At 43.6% G+C, this 22,107-nt stretch carries 18 protein-coding genes and 1 pseudogene; 9 read left to right on the forward strand and 10 right to left on the reverse strand.

Annotation, left to right across the window (positions count from 1 at the left end; all coding sequences use genetic code 11):
* Window positions 1-111 precede the first annotated feature (111 nt).
* The 4 genes from V7L01_RS03200 to V7L01_RS03215 all read left to right on the forward strand — a co-directional run bounded on the left by V7L01_RS03200 (window position 112) and on the right by V7L01_RS03215 (window position 1,513).
* Window positions 112-780 carry a cadmium resistance transporter gene (locus V7L01_RS03200; RefSeq protein WP_335031852.1) on the forward strand — a complete coding sequence of 223 codons (669 nt, stop codon included), beginning with the start codon at window positions 112-114 and terminating at the stop codon, window positions 778-780.
* A gap of 201 nt (window positions 781-981) precedes the next feature.
* Window positions 982-1,212 (forward strand): addiction module protein, encoded by a 231-nt coding sequence (locus tag V7L01_RS03205; protein ID WP_099103599.1) that lies wholly within the window; start codon window positions 982-984, stop codon window positions 1,210-1,212.
* Complete coding sequence (locus tag V7L01_RS03210; protein ID WP_322738505.1) at window positions 1,209-1,355, forward strand: hypothetical protein; 147 nt, start codon at window positions 1,209-1,211, stop codon at window positions 1,353-1,355. Before V7L01_RS03205 ends, V7L01_RS03210 begins: the two co-directional genes overlap by 4 nt.
* A gap of 38 nt (window positions 1,356-1,393) precedes the next feature.
* Complete coding sequence (locus V7L01_RS03215; protein WP_335032174.1) at window positions 1,394-1,513, forward strand: hypothetical protein; 120 nt, start codon at window positions 1,394-1,396, stop codon at window positions 1,511-1,513.
* Here V7L01_RS03215 and V7L01_RS03220 read toward each other — a convergent pair.
* A complete protein-coding gene (locus V7L01_RS03220) occupies window positions 1,510-3,723 on the reverse strand; it encodes an FUSC family protein (RefSeq protein WP_335031854.1) in 2,214 nt (737 codons plus the stop codon). The genes V7L01_RS03215 and V7L01_RS03220 overlap by 4 nt on opposite strands.
* A 565-nt stretch (window positions 3,724-4,288) precedes the next feature.
* Between V7L01_RS03220 and glgP the strand changes: the two genes are divergently transcribed.
* The 3 genes from glgP (at window position 4,289) to V7L01_RS03235 (ending at window position 8,020) form a co-directional block, all read left to right on the forward strand.
* Complete coding sequence (gene glgP / locus V7L01_RS03225) at window positions 4,289-6,502, forward strand: alpha-glucan family phosphorylase (RefSeq protein WP_335031856.1); 2,214 nt, start codon at window positions 4,289-4,291, stop codon at window positions 6,500-6,502.
* A 209-nt stretch (window positions 6,503-6,711) separates the two neighbouring features.
* Entirely contained in the window at window positions 6,712-7,116 is a 405-nt protein-coding gene (fosX, locus tag V7L01_RS03230) for a FosX/FosE/FosI family fosfomycin resistance hydrolase (protein WP_335031858.1), read from the forward strand.
* A gap of 127 nt (window positions 7,117-7,243) precedes the next feature.
* A complete protein-coding gene (locus tag V7L01_RS03235; protein WP_335031860.1) occupies window positions 7,244-8,020 on the forward strand; it encodes a Uma2 family endonuclease in 777 nt (258 codons plus the stop codon).
* Window positions 8,021-8,153: 133 nt separating this feature from the next.
* Here the strand turns inward: V7L01_RS03235 and V7L01_RS03240 are convergent, their stop codons facing one another.
* Complete coding sequence (locus V7L01_RS03240) at window positions 8,154-9,779, reverse strand: DUF1565 domain-containing protein (RefSeq protein WP_335031862.1); 1,626 nt, start codon at window positions 9,777-9,779, stop codon at window positions 8,154-8,156.
* A 520-nt stretch (window positions 9,780-10,299) separates the two neighbouring features.
* Here V7L01_RS03240 and V7L01_RS03245 point away from each other — a divergent pair.
* On the forward strand, window positions 10,300-10,980 hold the full coding sequence (locus V7L01_RS03245) for an SDR family oxidoreductase (RefSeq protein WP_335031864.1): 681 nt from the start codon (window positions 10,300-10,302) through the stop codon (window positions 10,978-10,980).
* Window positions 10,981-11,034: 54 nt separating this feature from the next.
* Here V7L01_RS03245 and V7L01_RS03250 read toward each other — a convergent pair whose 3' ends face one another.
* From V7L01_RS03250 to V7L01_RS03275, 6 genes are all read right to left on the reverse strand, one after another.
* On the reverse strand, window positions 11,035-11,331 hold the full coding sequence (locus V7L01_RS03250) for a hypothetical protein (RefSeq protein WP_335031866.1): 297 nt from the start codon (window positions 11,329-11,331) through the stop codon (window positions 11,035-11,037).
* A gap of 670 nt (window positions 11,332-12,001) precedes the next feature.
* Window positions 12,002-14,383 carry a phosphoketolase family protein gene (locus V7L01_RS03255; protein WP_335031868.1) on the reverse strand — a complete coding sequence of 794 codons (2,382 nt, stop codon included), beginning with the start codon at window positions 14,381-14,383 and terminating at the stop codon, window positions 12,002-12,004.
* 186 nt (window positions 14,384-14,569) lie between these two features.
* Entirely contained in the window at window positions 14,570-14,929 is a 360-nt protein-coding gene (locus tag V7L01_RS03260) for a type II toxin-antitoxin system PemK/MazF family toxin (protein WP_335031870.1), read from the reverse strand.
* The gene (locus tag V7L01_RS03265) at window positions 14,929-15,183 is read right to left on the reverse strand and encodes a hypothetical protein (protein ID WP_180277609.1); all 255 of its coding nucleotides are present in this window, start codon (window positions 15,181-15,183) and stop codon (window positions 14,929-14,931) included. The genes V7L01_RS03260 and V7L01_RS03265 overlap by 1 nt, the downstream gene beginning before the upstream one ends.
* A 120-nt stretch (window positions 15,184-15,303) precedes the next feature.
* Window positions 15,304-16,008, reverse strand: coding sequence for a ribosome maturation factor RimM (rimM, locus tag V7L01_RS03270; RefSeq protein ID WP_335031872.1), 705 nt, complete (start codon window positions 16,006-16,008; stop codon window positions 15,304-15,306).
* Between the two features lie 14 nt (window positions 16,009-16,022).
* The gene (locus tag V7L01_RS03275) at window positions 16,023-17,306 is read right to left on the reverse strand and encodes a valine--pyruvate transaminase (RefSeq protein WP_335031874.1); all 1,284 of its coding nucleotides are present in this window, start codon (window positions 17,304-17,306) and stop codon (window positions 16,023-16,025) included.
* 287 nt (window positions 17,307-17,593) lie between these two features.
* Between V7L01_RS03275 and V7L01_RS03280 the strand changes: the two genes are divergently transcribed.
* The gene (locus tag V7L01_RS03280; RefSeq protein ID WP_335031876.1) at window positions 17,594-18,703 is read left to right on the forward strand and encodes an S-(hydroxymethyl)glutathione dehydrogenase/class III alcohol dehydrogenase; all 1,110 of its coding nucleotides are present in this window, start codon (window positions 17,594-17,596) and stop codon (window positions 18,701-18,703) included.
* A 114-nt stretch (window positions 18,704-18,817) separates the two neighbouring features.
* Here V7L01_RS03280 and V7L01_RS03285 read toward each other — a convergent pair.
* Together V7L01_RS03285 and V7L01_RS03290 are read right to left on the reverse strand one after the other, a co-directional pair.
* Window positions 18,818-19,687 (reverse strand): annotated as a pseudogene (locus V7L01_RS03285) (IS630 family transposase).
* Window positions 19,688-19,959: 272 nt separating this feature from the next.
* Entirely contained in the window at window positions 19,960-21,903 is a 1,944-nt protein-coding gene (locus tag V7L01_RS03290) for an amino acid transporter (protein ID WP_335031878.1), read from the reverse strand.
* Window positions 21,904-22,107 lie beyond the last annotated feature (204 nt).

A 22,107-nucleotide genomic window follows, 5' to 3' on the forward strand; every position in this document is an offset into this window, starting at 1 on the left:
CGCGAAACTCGCATTTTCATATTAATATTTCTCGCTCTTGTGAGGCTGATTACAAAGGTTGAGCGATCGCTAGTTTCGTTCATCAGATTAGGTGTTGAGTGAGGAATGGTGATGGACTGGTTAATTGCAACAATTAAGATTGGGCTAGCTACGGCTGTGGCGACAACGTTTGACGACAATATTTATCTAACTGCTTTCTTCAGTGAGGTTAATCGGACTTTTCGTCCTCAGCATGTTGTGGTTGGCGAAATTATCGGGTTCACGGTATTAGTGACAGTAAGTTTCCTTGGTTTTTTACTCGGTCTAGCAATTCCGTCAACTTGGACTGGTCTACTGGGGATTTTGCCGATACTCATTGGGTTGAACAATTTGTTCAACCTGAATAAGGATGATTCATCTGAAGATAAGTCAGCTAATCTGAAAAGAAACTCTAAATTTAAAGGATTTGATTCCAGAAAGCGATCGCTCTGGGACGTAATCCGCGATCGCCAAACCTATCGCGTCTCTGCGGTAACAATTTCTAACGGCGGCAATAATCTTGGGATCTATATACCCCTGTTTGCCAGCAGCAGCATTCAAAATCTAGCGGTGATTGTACCAGTTTGCTATTTCATTGTTTGCTGCTGGTTATTTATGTCTTATACTTTGACTCATCAACCCGGTATCGCCTTGGTACTCAGCCGTTATGCTGGCAAGATTTTCCCCTTCGTGCTGATGTGGCTAGGTTTTAGAATTTTGATGGACAGCGAATCCTATCGTCTTTTTCTACCGAACACTTGACTGCTATGACCACTTGTATTAAGGGACTTGCAAAAAATAAATTATCCCAAATTATTTATAGATTTGTAGGGGCGCAAGTCCTTGCGCCCCTACGACGGGATATTTTTTTAACTGGAAGTCCCTAATTGCTTACGTGCTGACAAAGCAGTTGCGATCGTAGAGTTGAACCTATAATTAGAATTATTGGGGAGACTCCAAAGCATGAGTGAAACTGCGGAAAAACTTAAACTTGAACTTTCTCAGCTTTCTGCAAAAGAACGTGCTGAAATTGCCTACTTTTTAATTCATTCTCTAGATGAGGGTATAGATGATAATCTAGAAACTGCTTGGGATACGGAATTAACCCAACGGTTGGAGGATATTAATCGCAAAACAGCTATTGGACAACCATCATCTCAAGTTTTTTCTGAGTTACGAGAAAAGTATTCGTGAAGTTTATTGTTATCCACACCGAAGCTCGAAAGGAGCTTGATGCTGCAATAGCTTACTATGAAGCTCAAAAAGTAGGCTTGGGACTAGATTTACTATCTGAAGTGGAAAAAGTTATTCTTAAAATTCAGCAAAACCCAATTTAGGAACCCCACACAAGATTGAAGGAATACGTCGTTATGCTATTCAACGTTTTCCCTATCTGATTTTTTATACGCTGCTTGAAGAAGTGATTTGGGTTATTGCGATCGCACATGGTAAACGCAAACCGAATTACTGGAAACAAAGAAATATTGAAATTTAATTAGCTAATGTTAGCCGTCCCATCGCTGAGTGGATAGCAGTCAACCGCCGAACTATCTGATCGATCTCCAAATCTAATATGCTGTAATCAATGACTGCCTGACGAATCGGTGTATGTCCTTGATTGATACCTAGCTCTTGTATACGGGCTGTACGCAGTGCTTGCAGGTGCGGTTGGATTTTTTGCAGCGTTGCTTCTAAGTTAGGTAAGGGCGGTGGGGGAATTTGCTGCTCTACTGAATCAGCTAACTGCTCTAACAGTAGCGAAACTTGGCCGACAAAGGTTTCTAATTCTGGGAGTGGCACAGTTCCTCGAAAATGTTCGAGATGTACTGCCAAAACTGTCACCGCACTAGTAAAACGTCCCATGTACGCTAGCAGCGTCATCACTGGTTCTACTAATTCTTTCGGTATTTGGGGTTCTCGCAGCAATCCTTGGAAAGAGGCTTGGGCATTGCCAATTGCCAGTCCAGTTTGTCGCCGTTGGCTGATAATGGTAGAGTCACGCTGCTTTGTCCCCTGGTAAACAGCCATCACATCCTGAAAGTATTTGTGACATTCTCGCAAAGCAGTGGCGAGTTGACTGGGTAAGCGATCGCGTTCCCGATTTGGCAATATAAAATAATGACTCGCAAAAGCTAGTCCTGCCCCAATTAATGTATTTAACACCCGAAAGCCAGCAAATTGCCAAGCAATCGGATGACCAATATCGATAATTAGTAAGACAAATATTGACAAGAAAATTACTGAATACCCATAGTTGACACCAATCAGGGAAATGCCAAAAAAGACTGTCAGCAAAATGATTATGTCTAATACAGGCTTACTCGTGATAGTTGCAACTATGACAGCTGCTAACACAGCTCCCAAGATAGTCCCGCCAACTCGCTGGAAAAACCGCTGGAAAGTTGCACCAAAGTTCGGTTTGAGGACTAGGATGATTGTCAGTGTCACCCAATAGCCCATTGGTAAATTGGTAATGCTATATATAATTACGCCCACAGCTAGACTCACAGCAATGCGGAGAGCGTGGCGAAAGATTGCTGAGTCTAAGGTGAGGTTTTCTTTGAGTAAATTTAAGAGCGATCGCTGTTCGTCTTCAACTACAAGAAGTGTATCTACATCGCGTTGACTCATCTTGCTGCGATCTGCTAGAGATTTAGCTGTCTGAGCCGTGTATTGCAATTGCTCGATCAGCTTTTTGAGCGTCAGCACCAGGTTAGTGAAAGCAACGAGGGTTGTATAGTCTGTCTCACTCCCAGCAATTGCTTTTCTTTGCAGATTTTCTTGTTCTTTGAGTGCCTCATAGATGCGCTTTAGATTTCCCAAATCGATGCTGGCAGGCTTGCGAGATATGACTTTCGCTATGGCTTGCAGAATGACTGATATTTGTTCGAGTGCATCGTCTACTAATTGCTGGACTGCGTGATATTGTTGTTGTTGGAAGTGAGTTTCGAGTAACTCTGTTAAAGCCATAACTGAGCCAAGCAAGCGATCGCCATCCTGAATTAGCACCAACAATTGCTCATCCATCCAACTCCGAGCCGGTTGTCCAATTCGGACTGTACCTAAAGTAATCCGTGCTGTCTCTAATGCCTGTCTAATTTCGAGAATATTTTCAGTAGTTGCCACCTTACCGAGAAATGCCTGAATGTAGTTGGAGATTGCACTGAAGCAGTTAGCCAAAGCTATCCGTAGTGGATCGTAAGGTCTAAAGGGCCACATTACTAAGGAAAGGAGCATCGCCCATCCACCTGCAATCAGACATAGCAGCGATCGCATAAGTGCGACTTCCAAGTTTCCAGGCTCTGCGATCGTGGAAATAAATGATATCCCTACCACCAAACCAACATTTGCACCAGCATTACCGTACAGCGACGCAAAACCTGAAGCAAGTCCCCAGAGAAATGTCAGCACTACGGCTAACGCTGGAATAGCGACTAAAGTTCCCAGAAATACTGAAACAGCCATTCCCAAAGTAGCCGCCGCCATCGCCTTAGCTTTGATATGGTAAGGGCCACCAACATTCGCTAAGTTGACAAAGTAAGCCATTAAACCAACAAACAATCCGCTCTCTCTTTGGTTGATGAGTTGCCCAATTAGCATGGGAACCCCCAACGCTAACACAGCTCGCAAGCCGTTGGATATTGCTGGTTTTCCTGGCTCTGACTGGAGCAGAAATCTAAGGAAATTACTTCGATTCAACTGCATTATTTTTGTTAACAAAACAAAATTTATATCTGGATTTTCTTAATATTTTGATATATTCAGATTTATTTTAATTCATAGTAGGCACGTAAGAGCTTTTCCAGAAACTGAATATTAGGATGCACATTTTGCCACTTTATAATTCATCCTTAATTCTTCGTTATACAAATATCAGATTTACCGATAACAACGGTAGAATTGCTGTGTTTGGCGTATAAAAAGCATTGTCTGGATGCAAATACCTTTAGTAAGAAGTGACTATATATCAAGACATTAGTTGCTGATTGCTAACATTTAAATAAATATTAACAACAAAACAAAAAAGTTAAAATAATGTCAACGAATTTGATAGAAAAAAATACCAAAATTGTCCAAAAGTAGGGATAATTTTGAGAAGACGAAAACAATAAAAACCATTTACTTGGATAAGGTTTGATGTCGATAAGCTGCTCTGACTTCAGGGGAGGATTCATAAATGAAGACTCCGGGTCATAAACCTGAAGAGAAATCGATTGCGAGCAGACGATCAGTGAAATAGAGAAATTAAGCGCAAGGACATAAATTGAGTATGGCTAATAGTAGTGCAATCACCGCAGCACGACACTTGAGTGAAAAGTTACCTTCACCGCTCAAGCGTTTGGCAGATTTGGCTTATAACTACTGGTGGAGTTGGAGTGGCGATCGCATTTCTTTATTCCAAAGTATTGATCCCCAAGAATGGGAACGCTGTGGACATAACCCAGTGGCGATTTTAGAGTCTGCAAGTTACGAGCGTTTGACCCAATTAGCAGAAGATCCATTTTACATAAAGCAGATATCCGCCCTAGCGCGTGAGTTTGACCAATACATCAACCAGCAAGATACTTGGGTAAGTCGAGTTGCACCGCAAGTATCCAGAGAGCGCCCCATTGCTTACTTCTGCGCTGAATTTGGTATCCATGAATCTCTACCTGTTTACTCTGGCGGCTTGGGAATTCTCGCCGGGGATCACCTAAAATCATCATCAGATTTGGGTGTGCCGTTGGTTGGTGTTGGCTTGTTGTATCGCCAAGGTTATTTTCGGCAACGCTTGAACCGCCAAGGTTGGCAAGAAGATTATTATATTGACAATCCCTTTGGACACATGCCCCTGGAATTAATTAAAAATGAGCAAGGGGAATCAGTCACTATCGAGTTACAAGTTCGCCAACGGGTTGTGAAAGTGCAAATCTGGCGAGTGCAAGTTGGACGAGTCACCTTATATTTATTAGATAGCGATCGCAACGATAACGATCCCATCGACCGTTGGCTGACGGGACACTTATACGGTGGTAACTTGGAAACCCGCATCGCCCAAGAAGTCGTTTTGGGAATTGGTGGTGTTCGCGCCCTAAACGCTTTGGGAATTGAACCTTCTGTTTATCACCTCAATGAAGGACACGCTGCATTTTGCACCTTGGAAATTGCCCGCTTAGAAATTGAGCGGACTGGTAAATCCTTCTATGACATCGAAGCCAAGGTGCGGAATAGTTGTGTATTCACCACCCATACGCCCGTTCCCGCCGGTCATGATGTCTTCTCCCCCGATTTAATCGATTCCTTCTTTGCCAGCTATTGGCCGCAATTGCGACTTTCCCGCGAACAATTTTTGGCACTGGGTGCAAGGCGATTGGGCGATCCTTGGGAACCCTTTGGAATGACCGTTTTGGCATTGCGGATGTCTCGTGCTTGTAATGGCGTGAGTGAATTGCACGGTCAAGTTTCCCGTAAAATGTGGACAGTTCTCTATCCGCAGCGATCGGAAGACAAAGTACCAATTGGTTACATTACCAATGGCGTTCATGCACCCACTTGGACTGCACCTTTGTTGGCCGACTTATATAACGAATATTTGGGAGAAGACTGGAAAACTCGCGCCGTCGATCCCAAGATGTGGGCTAAAGTTGACGACATTCCCGACGAGGAACTGTGGTCGCGGCATCTTATCCTCAAAGAAAGATTGATTGCTTTCACCCGTTATAAAGTGAAAAAATCACGGGAGTTACGTGGCGAAAATTTTGAACTCATTCAAGCAACTGAAAAACTACTCGATCCTAATGTGCTGACTATTGGATTTGCCAGACGCTTCAGCCCTTATAAACGCGGGGATCTGATTTTGCGCGATGCCCAACGCGCACTGAAGATTTTTGGAAATGCCCAACGTCCAGTACAAATTATCTTTGCAGGTAAAGCGCACCCAGCCGATGAAGAAGGGAAGCGGATTATCCAACGCTTGATGGAGTGGTGTCACAATTCCGGGATTATCAACCGAGTCGCTTTTATTGAAGATTACGACATTTACACTGGTCAAAAACTGGTGCAAGGTGTGGATGTTTGGCTGAATAATCCCCGTCGTCCCTTGGAAGCTTCTGGTACAAGTGGACAAAAAGTCTGCTTTAACGGCGGTCTGAATTGCAGTGTTTTGGATGGCTGGTGGTGCGAAGGATACCAAGCTGGGGCAGATGGCAAAGGAATTAACGGTTGGGCAATTGGTGAAGATGCGAATACTAGCGATCAAGAATTGCAAGATCGGATTGATTCGCGATCGCTTTATCAGCTCTTAGAAGAAGAAATTGTTCCTCTATACTATGACCAAGATGCTCAAGGGATTCCTCACCGTTGGGTGCAGATGATGAAAACGTCGATTAAAACAAATGCGCCATTATTCAACACTGACAGAATGATTGCCGACTACGTTTCACAAGTGTATGTCCCAGAGATTTCTAAGACTGTGGAACCGATTTTAGCTAAAGTTCTGCTTTAGAGAATTTGAAGTTTACTGGTTAAATAAAGGGGTGCGTTTTCTGCCCCTTTGTTTGTAATTAATGCTAACTTTTTGATAAAACTTTTACAAAAATCTGAAATATACAGGACTTACGCAAAATTATGAGAAAACGAACCGCGAAGGACACGAAGGGCACGAAGGTAAGAGGGTTTCAGAGAGTTATTGCGTAAGTCCTAATATAAAAACAAATGATTGAAGGAATTAGCCATATCACATTCATTGTCAGAGACTTAGAGAAAATGAAAAACTTCCTGACATTCATATTTGATGCTAAGGAAGTTTATTCTAGCGGCGAACAAACATTTTCCATATCAAAAGAAAAATTCTTCCTGATTAATGACCTATGGGTTGCGATTATGGACGGTGAGCCTTTATCAGATAAAACTTATAACCATGTGGCTTTTAAAATAACTGAACAAGACTACGAACTATATGCCGCTAGAATAAAAAGTCTTGGAGTAGAAGTAAATGAAGGTCGAAGCCGTGTGGAAGGAGAAGGACGTTCTTTGTATTTTTACGACTATGACAATCATTTATTTGAGCTACACACAGGAACTTTAAATCAGCGGCTAAAAAAGTATCTAGAACACTGATTTATTAATTGCAAAAAACAAGTTAATGTTACTATTTAGACAGAGATTTGCTAAATAATACTTGATGGCATCGCCTCCATAACCGTTCTAAAAGCGATAAGATCGAGAATAAATTCATGCTGTGTTTATGGCAACCCAACTTAGCCAAGCCAAATCACCAACAGAACTGGTAATCTCTTGGGAAGCCTTGCCCAAAGATTTTCAACTAGAGGATGAACCAGTGGAAAATACAGGTCAGCCACTTTTGGCTGGTGCTTTGCGTGAAAGCCTAGAAATCAGTGGATTCATCCAACCCCAGATGTTGATAGCTTCAAATTTTGGTCTTTGTGCAACGGTCAACGGGCAATTTATTGCCAAAGCACCTGACTGGGTTTATGTGCCGTCGGTTAATCAAGTTGTGAGTAATCGCAAAAGTTATACACCCAATTTAGAGGGAGATATTCCAGCGATCGCTATCGAATTTCTATCGGATACTGAGGGTGGAGAATATTCGGTAAAGCGAGCTTATCCACCAGGCAAATGGTTTTTCTACGAGCAAATTTTGCAAATTCCCATCTACATAATTTTTGAACCAAATGGCGGTTTATTAGAATATTATCAACTGGAAAATAAACGTTATGAGTTGAAGCAACCTGACGAAAACGGTCGTCATTGGATTGATGTAATGGGCTTATTTTTGGGAACTTGGCAAGGAACAAAAGAAGCGCGAACTGGTTATTGGTTACGCTGGTGGGATAAAGCTGGTAATTTGTTACCGTGGGCTGTGGAACAGATTGAACAAGAACGCCAACGCGCTGAACAAGAACGCCAACGTGCCGAACAAGAACGCCAGCAAAAAGAACGACTGATTGCTTATTTGCAATCTCAGGGTATTGACCCGAATAATTTACCCCCGTTCGAGTAGAAACTAAAAACTACCTTTTTGAAATTAAATATGAATTTGCCCTGCCTATAATTTAGAACCCTTTTTGTAAGGGCAAGTAATAAATTGCCCCTACAAAAATCATGCAATTTTGCAAAACAAATTATTTTACCAATTAAGCAGTCACAATATAAGGCGACTCAATCGCAGCTACACGGCCAGCATCCACCAAAGCTTGGTATACCATCACCGTTACCTCAGCGCGTGTAACATCGCGGGTAGGATTAAGTTGTTTGAGGTTTGGGTAATTGACGATAATCTCCTTGTCTATGGCTTTTACTACCTCATCCTTGGCATATTCAGGAATCTTTGCTTGGTCATCGAAAACTTTGATAGTTGCTGTACCATCACCAGATAACCCCAATCCATTTACTAAGGAGACAATCACTTGCACGCGCTGGATATTTTTGTTGGGGGCAAAGGTATTGTCAGGAAAACCAGAGAGAAATGAACCTTGATATGCCTGCTGAATTACCTTGGATGCCCAGAAGCCTGCTGGTACATCTTTGAAGTTGATCGCGGGGCGGTTTGGCGATGGGTTAAAAGCTTTTACTAGTAATGCGGCGTATTGCGCCCGTGTCATCGTAGCATCAGGTTTAAATGTGCGATCGGGAAAACCATTAACTATCCCCAATTTGACTAATTCCCGAATAAACCCACCAGCCCAATGATTCGCAATATCGGTTAATTCTATACTGGGCGTGGGTGTCGGAGTGGGTGTAGGCGTTGGAGTGGGTGTAGGCGTCGGGGTGGGTGTAGGCGTTGGGGTGGGTGTAGGCGTTGGAGTGGGTGTAGGCGTTGGAGTAGGTGTAGGCGTTGGAGTTGGCGTAGGTGTCGGAGTTGGCGTAGGTGTAGGTGTAGGTGTCGGAACGGAATTATCTGCAAACTCTACGTTTCCTGTAACTTTAGATGTATCTATTTTATTTCCCACAGAAACCAGCTTGTTGGAACTGGCATTTTGCAAATTAAACTTACCGTTATTGCGTAGAGTATTGCCACCTGGATTATTGGTACTGCCGATATCCGGTAGGGCGCTTCCAATTACTGTAATCCCATCATCAGTATTATTTTCACTAACATTATTACGTAATACGGGACGGGCACTACCAGAAATGACAATCCCAGAACGGTTTTCATAAATTCTGTTATCTCGAAGGATGGGTGATGCAGTATCACTAATGGCAATGCCAAAACCTGTTTTGAAGTAGGTATTATTTTCAATTTGACCTTTAGAATTTTTAGCGATCGCAATTCCATTAGCTGCATTCTCACTGAACACATTACCTAGAATCACTGGGTTAGCATCACCTGTAGCAAATACTCCCTCCCGCTTATTGTTGATGAAGGTGCTATTTGCAACAGTAGGGGCAGTTGATTCAATCCAGACACCACTACCACGGCTAGCCAAATTTGTTACAGTCACGCCCCTGAGTTGCGCTTTATCCAGCAGCACAAATGTGACATTCTGACCAGCAAAAGTACGGCTCAGGTAACTACCACTTCCTTCAATTAAAATACCATTGCCTTTATTGGCTTCATTACCCACCACTGTCACACCAGATGGAATCGTTAACGGAAAGACTTCACCGCTAGCAGCATTGTAATTACCATCTGCTAGTTGAATCTTGGTATCAACAGTAGCTACTTTCAGGGCTTGCGTAATAGTTTTGAAGGGGGCTTGTTGGCTACCTGGGTTGGTATTGCTGCCTGATACTGGATTTACGTAAAAAGTTTGAGCCATATTTATACTTTAATAAAATACATAGCTATCCTAGCGCTAACCATCAAAGTCGGTAGCGTTTGATGCATTAAGTAACTTTAAGTACTTCTCTCTGCAAAGTTAAAAAATTATGCAAATGCTTTTGGGTTTCACTAGTACTCGACTAGGGCGTGTTTTCAAACTACTCGTTTAGCCTTCTAATTTTTTAGATCCCCCTAAATCCCCTTTTTTAAGGGGGACTTGAAGAGATTTTTAGCCCCCCTTTTTAAGGGGGGTTGGGGGGATCTAAGACTTTTAAAACACGCCCTAGCCCAAAATTGCTAATTTCAACAAGTTATCTTAGCAAAGTGGTAGAAGTAGCGATCGCACTTGCTTCTTATTGACGTCCGCCTGCAATTTGCATAACGATCCTGGCAGTAGGGTTAAGAGAAGACGCAAAGCCGGGTTGTGCATTTGTTATTGGTTTACAATATCCAGGGGATTTGGTAAAAATAGCTCCCCACCAAAAGTTTGTTAATTATACGTTTAATAGCAGAAAAATATGACCAAGCTCATCTTAATTACAGGCATAAGCAAAGGTCTAGGTTATGCGATGACCGAGCGTTTTATTCAAGAGGGACATACTGTTATTGGTTGCGCTCGTTCATCAGATGCTATCCAGAAAATAAGCCAGAAGTTTAGTGCGCCCAACGATTTCACATCTGTAGACGTGGCAAATGAACAGCAAGTAAAAAAATGGGCAGAACATATACTTCACAAATATGAACCGCCAGATATAGTGATTAATAATGCGGCAATTACTAATTACCCAGCACCTTTGTGGGAAATACCATCCGAAGAATTTTCCGATCTAATAGATATCAATATCAAAGGAGTAGTGAATATAATTCGCCATTTCGTACCAGCAATGGTGAAAAACAAACGGGGTATTATTGTTAACTTTAGTTCTGGCTGGGGACGTTCTACTTCAGCCCAAGTTGCACCATACTGTGCTTCTAAGTGGGCAATAGAAGGATTAACTCGTTCTTTGGCACAAGAATTGCCGACTGGTATGGCAGCTATACCACTCAATCCAGGGATTATTCATACTGATATGCTCTCTATTAGCTTTGGAAAAGAAGCTGCTAATTATACACCCGTGTCCGATTGGGTATTGAAAGCTGTGCCATTTATTCTCAAGTTGAAACCCAAAGATAACGGGATTCCCTTGACTGTACATTAACGTGAGTTCGACAAGTCTATTTGACCTCTCCCCTAGCCCCTCTCCGTGTCGGAGCTACGGTGTACCGAATGTATCTGATTGTACACGGTCAGCGATGAAGAGCAAGCAACGAGCCAGTCGTCGCTCTATAGTGTGGAGGCTGTTGCAGGCGAATGTTTGTGTAACCTGAGCGAACAGCCGATGAGTGTAACCCAACAGCAAACTTTGAAGCTTTCCACCTCGGTTAAACTCGGCTTGGAGCAACTCTGTCTTCATCATCATAGAGCTGCCTGTAATCTGCACAAACGCAGTTGTATTTGTAGTGTTACTGCCCCAAATTACAGGAACACCTACCATGCCAGCATTGCTCACTATGCCAGCTTCGACAGTCGAGCCATCTTTCTGGGTACAGATTAAAGAAACTATTGACTGATGGGGAAAATAGACGTGTGTTATTGGTTCATTGGCTTTGTAGAGGATTTGCTTAACTGAACAGCTCGACTTGCTCTAGATAGGGAACTAAGCGTTGATATTCAGCCTCTGAAAGAGCAGCAAGGATCTGATTTTCTATTGGTAGATGAGGTTGGTTAGAAACTGACATGGAGAACCTACAAGTACAACTGTTCCTTGAAAAGCAACTGATGAACTTGAGAGATAGCCAGTAACTAGCCCCAATATGTCAAAAGGTGGTTTTATATCTAGAAGTTGTAAACTTCACAACTTAGAACGCTAGATTAAATCGGATTTTAAGAAAATTGTAATTCAGTACCGATTTCTTTCAGTATAGTCCTAAAAAACAAACAAAGAAGCAGGCAGAAGAGTTTCCCCTCTGCCTCTGTATCGAATGGCACTAAGAAAAGAGAAAATCGTTGAGGCAGCAGGGGTGCAGAGGAGCAGGGGAGAAAGAAGAAATTTTAGGCATTGCGTTCAGATATTTAGAAATTCCCCTCTGCCCCCCTGCTCCCGTGCCCCTCTGCAATCCCTACGCCGCTTACCTTTCAGCTTAACTTAGTGCCATTCGCCTCTGTATCCTCATTCCCTTTTAATAGGGCCACTTCCAATCGCGAATTTCCGGCACATCGTCGCCGTACTTATCAATGTAATGCTTGTGTTCAATCAGCTTATCTTGCATGTGCTGTTTGACATAAGCTGCCTTAGATCCTAGTTTGGGTACGCGATCGATTACATCAATTACTAAATGGAAGCGATCTAAATCGTTGAGAACAACCATGTCAAACGGGGTGGTGGTAGTTCCCTCTTCCTTGTAGCCACGCACATGGATGTTTTTATGATTAGTGTGGCGGTAGGTTAGGCGATGAATTAGCCAGGGATAGCCATGAAAGGCAAAGAGAACGGGTTTGTCGGTGGTGAAAATTGTGTCAAAATCTTTTTCACTCAAACCGTGGGGATGTTCGGTTTTTGGCTGGAGTGTCATCAAATCGACTACGTTCACTACCCGCACTTTTAAATCCGAGAAGTGCTGACGCAGGATATCTACAGCCGCCAACGTTTCTAAGGTGGGAACATCTCCAGCACAAGCCAGCACTACATCTGGATCGCCGCCTTCGTCGTTGCTAGCCCATTCCCAAATGCCGATGCCTTTGGTGCAGTGCTTAATGGCTGCATCTATGTTGAGATATTGCAATGCTGGCTGTTTTCCAGCAATGATGACGTTAACATAGTTGCGGCTTTTTAGACAATGGTCAGTTACCGACAGCAGAGTGTTGGCATCGGGGGGTAAATAGACGCGAACAATCTCGGCTTTTTTGTTAAGTACATGGTCGATAAAACCAGGGTCTTGGTGAGAGAAACCGTTATGGTCTTGTCGCCAAACGTGAGAGGTGAGTAGGTAATTGAGGGAAGCAATTGGTCTACGCCAGGGAATATGTCTGGTGGTTTTCAACCATTTGGCGTGTTGGTTGAACATGGAATCAATGATATGGATGAATGCTTCGTAGCAAGTGAAGAACCCGTGACGCCCGGTGAGGAGGTAGCCTTCTAACCATCCTTGGCAAGAAGTTTCGCTGAGAACTTCCATTACCCGACCATCGGGGGAAAGGTGGTCATCTTCGGGGTAAATCTCAGCTACGGAAACTCTGTCAGTAACTTCCAGTACAGGATCTAAACGATTCGATGCTAATTCGTCAGGGGCGAAGATACGGAAGTTGCGACTTTCTTGGTTAAGTCGCATGATATCCCGCAAGAATTTGCCGGTCACTTTGGTAGCTTCTGCGATCGCTTTCCCTGGTTCAGAGACATCTACAGCATAGTCTTGAAAATCGGGCATCTTCAGGTCATGCAGCAAAATACCGCCGTTAGCGTGGGGATTGTCACCCATGCGTCGATGCTTTTTGGGGGCGAGTTCTGCTAGTTCGGGAATCAGTTTACCGTTAGCGTCGAAGAGTTCTTCTGGTTTGTAACTCTTCATCCAATCTTCTAGAAGTCTCAGATGGTCTGGCTGTTTGGCGATGTTGCCAAAGGGAACTTGGTGCGATCGCCAAGAACCTTCAGTTTTTTTGCCATCCACTTCCTTGGGGCCTGTCCAACCTTTGGGGGTTCGCATGACAATCATCGGCCACTGAGGACGTTCCGTGAAACCATGTACGCGGGCTTCTCTTTGGATACTTTGAATTTCGGCGATCGCTGTTTCTAGAGTCGCCGCCATCTGCTGATGGACATCTGCGGGATCGTCACCTTCTACAAAGTATGGTTTGTAGCCGTAACCTACAAATAAACTCTCCAATTCATCATGGCTAATCCGTGACAGTGTAGTTGGGTTAGCAATTTTATACCCATTTAGGTGCAAAATGGGAAGCACAGCGCCATCACGTACAGGGTTAAGAAACTTGTTGGAATGCCAGCTAGTTGCTAAAGCACCTGTTTCGGCTTCACCGTCACCGACAACAGCAGCAACAATTAAGTCAGGGTTATCAAAGGCAGCACCATAAGCGTGAACGAGGGCATAACCTAATTCCCCGCCTTCGTGGATCGAACCAGGGGTTTCCGGTGCTACGTGACTGGGAATACCACCGGGGAAAGAGAACTGTTTGAAGAGTTTCTGAATTCCTTCAGCATCTTGGGAGATGTTGTGATAATACTCAGTGTAAGTGCCTTCTAAGTAAGTATTGGCTACTAATCCAGGGCCTCCATGACCGGGGCCAGCAATGTAGATTGTGTTGAGGTCATATTTTTTGATGACCCGATTCAGGTGAACATAGATTAAGTTCAGCCCTGGCGTTGTTCCCCAGTGCCCCAATAGTCTGGGTTTGACGTGTTCCAGCTTTAGGGGTTCTCTTAGTAACGGATTGTCGAGTAGATATATTTGCCCAACGGAAAGATAGTTAGCTGCACGCCAGTAGGCGTTTATCTTTTGTAATTCTTCATCAGTTAAAGGCTTTGTTTGTGGAGTCGTTGCTAATGTCATTATCGACACTCCATTCCAAAAGGTTTTTGATGGATTCATCCGTAAGCAATTTTACTTGTTTTCCAGATTATGGCCATCTACCCACGATAAATTTTTCCAGCCTTTGCTACTAAATTTCTTGGCTTTGGGCACAGGTTGGGAAACTATTTCTACGATGGATTACACCTATGCAATTGATTAATACTATCAATCGGCATTTTCTTCGTCATCATTATCTAGTTGTAAAGTGTAATCTAATGCCACTTTTAGCATTAATAAATAATTAGGAGAAAGACTTCCTAATTTTCGGATTAATCGCTGCTTATCGATAACAACTATTTGATAAGAAAGCACCACTGACTCTTGCGTTAAACCGCCTTCACCTGAAGGTATGACAATTGTACCTGGTATAATAGCGCGTCGCAGATTAGTGGTTAAAGGAACTACTACAGATGTTGTTGTAAACTGAGCTAGTCTATCTCGCTGAACAATAATAACTGGTCGGATACCTGCTTGCTCTGAACCTCGACTCGGATTCAAGTCAGCTAAATAAACATCTCCTCTCATCAAACTGCATCCTCTTGTTGAAGTTGAGAGAGATAATCAGTTAAAACGGATTCTGCAAAAGCTAAATCTTCATTAGCAAACTCAGTTTTTATTGCAGCAGCCTCAACATCAGAAATAGCATCCCAATGCTGAGTTAGTTTTTTTTTCTGGAGAGAGATAGCAAAATCTAATACTTCTTCTTGACTAGACTTGGGCAATTGGGACAATATTTCCAGTAGTTGCCTGTGAATAGTTGCTGTTGGTTTTTCTGGCATTGCCACATTTCCTAGATTAATAAATAAAGTATGTACTCTAATTTTCTCATGCTTTAAGCGTTGCTTTTACTTGAAGCATCCAGTACAGCGAAACTAGCTAGAGGCAGATCAAGGAATAACCTAATTATTAATTTCCAATAACCCTGGCGGTGGCGTGATTTCAATACGATTAGATTTCAAGTCTACTACTGGTGCGATCGCTTCCACAAATGGAATCAAAACAGTCTTTTGCTTTTTGTCAGTAGCAAATGATTCATGCAACTTTACTTCTAACAAATCATTGCCAGCGGGGATGATGTCTACCACCGTACCCACGAGTTCGCCAGATGCTTGCATGAAGACTTCCAAGCCAATCAAATCGAGGACATGATATTCATCTTCGCTTAATTGGGGGCGATCGCTTGCTGGCACCATTAACTTACAACCGCGCAATGCTTCCGCGCGATCGCAATTTTCCACGCCAGCTAATTTGATTACATACAAGTTTTTATTACTGATGTAACGTCCTGTTAATAATTCGATTGGTTGTGGTTCTATATCACCTGAACACAACAACCAACGTTTTCCTGGCACCTCAAATCTTTCGGGAAAGTCTGATACAGGATAAACCCGTAATTCTCCAGACAATCCTTGAGGGGCAACAATTTTACCAATTTCTAACCAATCATCGAGATTGGGGACTGGGGCCTGGGGATTGGGGACTGGGGGCTGGGGCCTGGGGATTGGGGATTGGGGATTGGACTTTTTTGATTTTCTTCCTCCTCTGCTCTTCTGCGCGTCTGCGCCTCTACTCCCGATCTCTTTGTTAGCTTCTTCGTGTTTCATTTCTATTTTCCCTATTAGGCAGTCACCACCGCACTTTTATAAGCTTCTTCAGCCACTTTTGCTAAACGTTGCATAGCAGTGACAATCTCCTCATCGCTGCCGGTGAGGCTGATGCGGAAACATTGGTGTTTGTGGGCCCACTCTTCCTCTAAACCGGGGAAGAAGCTACTTCCTGGGACAATAATCACACCTACTTGCTTAAGTTGCTGGTAAAATTCCCAGTCACTGATGGGTAAATCCTTTAACCACAACCAAGCAAAAATTGCCCCTTCACCGCGATGGAGGAACCAAGGTAAATCTTTGGGCATCGCTTGTTCTAAGCTGGTTTCTAAAACGCTAAACTTATTTTGGTAAAACGGACGGATGACAGTGTGAGAAATTTCCACTAAAGCGCCAGAGTTGATTGCAAGAGCTGCGATCGCTTGCCCGTAACGTGAAGAATGGAGACCAATATTTGCTTGGAAACACTCCAGCACTTCAATCCACTTTTGATCGCCAATGGCAATACCAACCCTTTCTCCTGGTAATCCCGCTTTCGATAAACTCATGCAGTGGAGGATGTTATCACCAAACACTGGTGTCATTTCGGTAAAGTTCAATGCTGGGAAGGGAGGCGCATAAGCTGAGTCAATTAACACGGGCAGATTGTAAGGTGCAGCCAGGGCAGCAATCTTTTTCACTTCATCCTCAGTGAGGACATTACCAGTGGGATTGCAAGGGCGAGAGAAGAGGATACAACCGGTATTTTCTGTAATCGACAGTTGGCTGAAGTCGGGGCGATATTTAAATCGGTGGGCGGCTTCATCAATATCGAGAGTTGGTTTGTAGGCAGTTAAGGCTTTTGGAACTAAGGAGAGTCCGCCGTAACCTGTGTAGTCAGGGCTGAGGGGCAAAACGATTTGTTTTAACTCGCCGCTAGGGGTGTAACCACCGTAGCTATTCACAGCGTAGAAGTAGAGGGTTTGACTACCGGGGGTGATAAGGATATTGCGTTCGCTCAAGTTTAACCCGTAGCGTTTGTTAAAGTCGTTAGCGATCGCTTCAACTAATGGTGCATAGCCCTGACTTGAGCCGTAGCGACAAACTACCTCACCATATTCTGGACTAGCCAAAAGCTGTGCAGTACAATCCCGCCATAATTGTTCTACTTCTGGCAAAATCAACGGATTACCAGCACTCAAATTAATAAACTGCTGCCCTGCACCCGCTCGTAATGTTTCGATAATATCCTTCATGATTGCTCTTACGCCAGTCAGGTTTGACATTTGAGCGCCAATTTGAGTTAGGGCAGGGTTCATAAGCTGTGACAAAATAATGTATTAATTAAGGAGTGGACAAATTATTTGGAGGTTGCTGCTGACATCAAGTTTACATCGTTGTCAAAACAGCTGTTGCCGCCTTTAACCAATCTAGCTAGAGAATGATATTTTAACAAAGTAATATTTATCGTTATAGCGGCGATCGTCCTTAGTAAATACGATGAAGTGATACAAGAGTGTATCATGCGTTGAATATGTTTAAGTGAAAGAATCCCTATGTTTCAGCACTGGGGAGAACGTCAAATAACTATATAGGAGGGCTGACGTTGCAAGTTAAAGCAGCAGTAGCTTACAGCGCAGGTAAGCCGTTGACAATTGAAACCGTGCAATTATCGGGGCCACAAGCTGGCGAAGTGTTAGTTGAGGTTAAAGCAAGCGGGGTTTGCCATACCGATGCCTTTACCCTATCTGGTGACGATCCCGAAGGTTTGTTTCCGGCAATTTTGGGACATGAAGGTGCTGGTGTGGTAGTGGAAATAGGTGCTGGTGTCAGCAGTCTCAAACCAGGGGATCGTGTAATTCCCCTATACACTCCCGAATGCCGCCAGTGCGAATATTGTTTGAGTTTCAAAACAAATCTTTGTCAAGCCATTCGCTTAACTCAAGGACGCGGTGTTATGCCCGATGGCACTAGTCGCTTTAGCATTGATGGGCAAATGATTCATCATTATATGGGTACATCCACTTTTGCTAACTATACGGTGCTGCCAGAAATCGCCCTGGCAAAAATTCGGGAAGACGCTCCATTTGATAAGGTTTGTTACATTGGCTGTGGTGTGACGACTGGTGTTGGTGCAGTCATCAATACTGCCAAGGTGGAACCGGGAGCAAATGTTGTGGTTTTCGGCTTGGGTGGTATTGGTTTAAATGTCATCCAAGCGGCGCGGATGGTAGGGGCAAATATGATTGTCGGTGTAGATATCAATCCCAGCAAACGCGCTTTAGCAGAAAAGTTTGGCATGACACATTTTGTTAATCCCCAGGAAGTAGAAGGTGATTTAGTTCCCTATCTGGTTGATTTAACAAAAGGCGGTGCTGATTACAGTTTTGAATGTATCGGTAATGTCAAAATTATGCGTCAAGCATTAGAATGCTGCCATAAAGGTTGGGGTGTCAGTGTGATTATTGGTGTTGCTGGTGCTGGACAAGAAATCAGTACTCGTCCTTTTCAATTAGTAACTGGGCGCGTTTGGAAAGGTTCAGCATTCGGTGGCGCGAGAGGACGTACAGATGTGCCGAAAATTGTTGATTGGTATATGGAAGGTAAGATCAATATTGATGATTTGATTACCCATGTAATGCCCATTGAGCAAATTAATGATGCTTTTGAATTGATGCATAAAGGTGAATCCATCCGCAGCGTAGTAACTTTTTAGTTGTTAGATACAAAGCTTTTTCTCAAAACACAATTAACTGTAAGAGCGCTCAGATGTAATAATCAGAAATAGCTGGTAGTGGTGTAATAGTTTTGATCCAACTGATTTATTTATTCACATCGCATCTCGTAAACAATCAAACTGCTCCAGTTTTTTGCGGATTCGACTTTTTAACCAAGACCAGCATTTTTCAATCTTGTTAAGGTCTGGAGAATAAGGTGGTAGGTACAGCAGTTCACATCCCGCATCCTGGAGCAGTTGTTGAATCCGACCACCTTTGTGGAATGTGGCATTATCCATTACCACAACCTGTCCCGGTTCGAGTGTTGGAAGCAAACAAGCTACAAGCCAAATCTCAAATACTGTTCGGTTACACGCACCCTCAACTGTGAATGGAGCGATTAGATTTTGGTTACACAGCGCGGCAATTATGTTCACCCGACCTTCACGACGACCTGACTTAAGTGCATGGAAACGCTGTCCTCTTGAGTTCCAACCATAATCATACTGGTCTCGGTTATCCATTCCAGACTCATCAAGGTAGACGAGCTTTTCTAAGGGTAGAGTAGACAACTGCGTTACGAATGCCTGTGGTTTGGCTTCATCGCGCTCGCGGTAGCCATAAGTTTTTTTTTCGAGTGAAACCAATTTTCTTCAGGGACCGTGAGATTGTGCGTAAGCGAAGCTCGCCGCAGGCATCGCTAATTTGTCCTTGCCAAAGTGAGGCCATCTCGACTTGGGTTTTATCCCCATGAGATGAAGCAAATTCACGGAATTTTTCCCAATCAGTGATTTTATGACCATTACCGGGAGGCTTATTGGGCAAGGCTTGGAAGTCGCCGATTTCGCCTTGCCGCTTCAGCCATAAGTCTATGGTATTGCGACTAATATTGAACAGAAGACAAGATCGCTTTTCTTCAAACCATCTAACTCTATGGCTTGGATAACCTTTTGACGAAGGTCGTAACTGTAGGGTTTGGGCATATCTATAGCGATCGCGCTTTGCAGGAAAAGAAAAGATACTACTTCTAGTCTATCCCCAAACCGCCTTGGCGGTTGCTATATATGTCATTGAGTCAATCTCCTGAAGGCAGGCTTGTTTTGATTATAATTTATATCATTTTACGAAATACCTAGTTGAGATATATAGGTAGGCGCGTACAGCTGATTCATGTATTGCCAAGATTTCTGGAAACAGTATTAAAACTAAATCTCCACGCGCCTTTGCCTCCTCTTCAATTATCCATGATGCTTACTCAACCCCCGACATGAACGCCAGGACGCCTGTGGGGATCTTTTTCAGCCCGACGGAGTACTTCACGGGTGACCACAGCAATATCGCCCTCCCCAAACAAGATAAAACGCAGTAAGTATTGTATGGGGTTGCCCTCAACCCAACCGAAGTAAGCATGGGGAATTTTATTTGTTTGGTCGCGAATATAGAGTAGTAAAGCCGCGATCGCATTTGGTACTGCTGCACTCTCAGCCCGTAGGATGCGGTAATCACCAACTTGCACCCCTTTTACTTTGATGATATCCGCAAATTCCGAAGCATCGGATACCTTAATTTCTAGAAACAGAATAGGATCGTTGGGCGGAATATGGTTGTCCTCGCGTACCTCTTTCTCTTTCATAAAATACTCTAGGACATCGCCCGTATTCAATCGATTAGCAATCAGTCGTATTGCTCCTTGGCTCTCTTCGGCAAGGAATTGGCGAGCAAGTTCGTCAACTTCAATCCGTTCTGCTCGTAGTTCTGTTGAACGCCAAACACGAGAAACCAATGAGGTAAAAATGATCGCACCGATGAAGAAACCAGCGATCCTAATTCCCTCTGGTCTTTCGATGATATTAACAACAGTGGTATATACAAACAACAGTGTGATAATGGCAAAGACGAGTCTTGACCGCTTCTGTCTGTGACGGTGGGCTGATAGGGTGACGGCAAAGGCAGCGGAGGTGATCAACACCAGCACACCAGTTGCGTAAGCCCCACCTTGGGCTTCGACATTTGCCCGAAAGATAATTGTGACAACAAAAGCGATCGTTGTGTAAACTAACACTAAAGGTCGCGTTACTCGTGCCCAATTGGGTGCCATACCATAGCGTGGTAGGTAGCGGGGCACGATATTCAGCAGCCCTGCCATTGCAGATGCACCTGCAAACCACAAAATAGAAATAGTACTTAGATCGTAAATTGTGCCAAAGGCATTGCCTAAATACAGGTGTGCTAAATAAGCAAGGGCCCGTCCGTTGGCTTTGCCCCCAGATACAAATTCTGCGGCTGGAATCAGTAGAGTAGTTATAAAGCTGGTGGTAAGCAAGAAGAAGCTCATAATCAGAGCAGCACTGGTGAGCAGCTTGCGTGTATTCCGAATCCGCCCTTTGCAATGGTGCTGGGTGTTGCTGCTCCCTTTTACCAGGGGCATAACGGTTACGCCAGTCTCAAAACCTGACAATCCCAGCGCTAGCTTGGGAAATATCAAAAGAGCGATGCCGATTAATATCAAAGGGTTGGAATGGCGTGCAAAAAGTGCAGTCTGCCAGTTAGCGATCGCTTCAGGGTGAGTTAGGATCTGATACAGACCGACGTTAACGACAATGAAGTTTAACAGCAGATAAACTCCCACCAAAACGACTGCAATACCAATTGCTTCTCGGAAACCTCTCAAGAAAACTCCACCTAGTAATGCAACTAAGATGAGAGTGATAGCGATCGTTTGATTGTGAAGCCAATTTGGAGCCAGCGGATTTTCGATGATATGGGCTGTAGCATCAGCAGCCGATAGGGTAATGGTAATAATAAAGTCGGTTGCCACAAAACCGAGTAAGCACAGCACAAGTAATTTGCCTTGCCACCAAGGGAGCAAACGCTCTAACATTGCGATCGAACCTTCCCCATTAGGGCTTTCAGCAGCAATGCGTCGATAGATTGGCAATGCGCCAAAGAGCGTCAGCAAAACTAGAATTAAGGTAGCTAGAGGAGAAAGAGCGCCAGCTGCCAGTGCTGCAATACCAGGTTGATATCCAAGGGTTGAGAAATAATCTACACCAGTCAAGCACATAACCTGCCACCAAGAATGCTGGCGATGTGGTTCTTGCTTGCGGTAAGGTTTTTCCTTCTCTCGTCGGTCTTCTTCAAGCAACCAGTCGATTAACTGTTTGCTGAGGCGTTTTGTTGAAACAATTGATTTAGCCATCAAATACGGTTGTGTTGCAAAAGTTGGCTTTGTGATATTTTTAAGCCTTTGTGGTTTATTAAAATTTTCAACTACAAAGATATAGCATTATTATTGTATGTTAAGCATCCTGTCCAATTTACAAAATATATACTAGCTGTTCGTAACCATCTGGCGTATGAAGATGAATTGCAGGTTTTGGTATCGGAAGAATCAATCCTGCAA

It is taken from the genome of Nostoc sp. (assembly GCF_036917095.1).
Lineage (GTDB): Bacteria > Cyanobacteriota > Cyanobacteriia > Cyanobacteriales > Nostocaceae > Nostoc.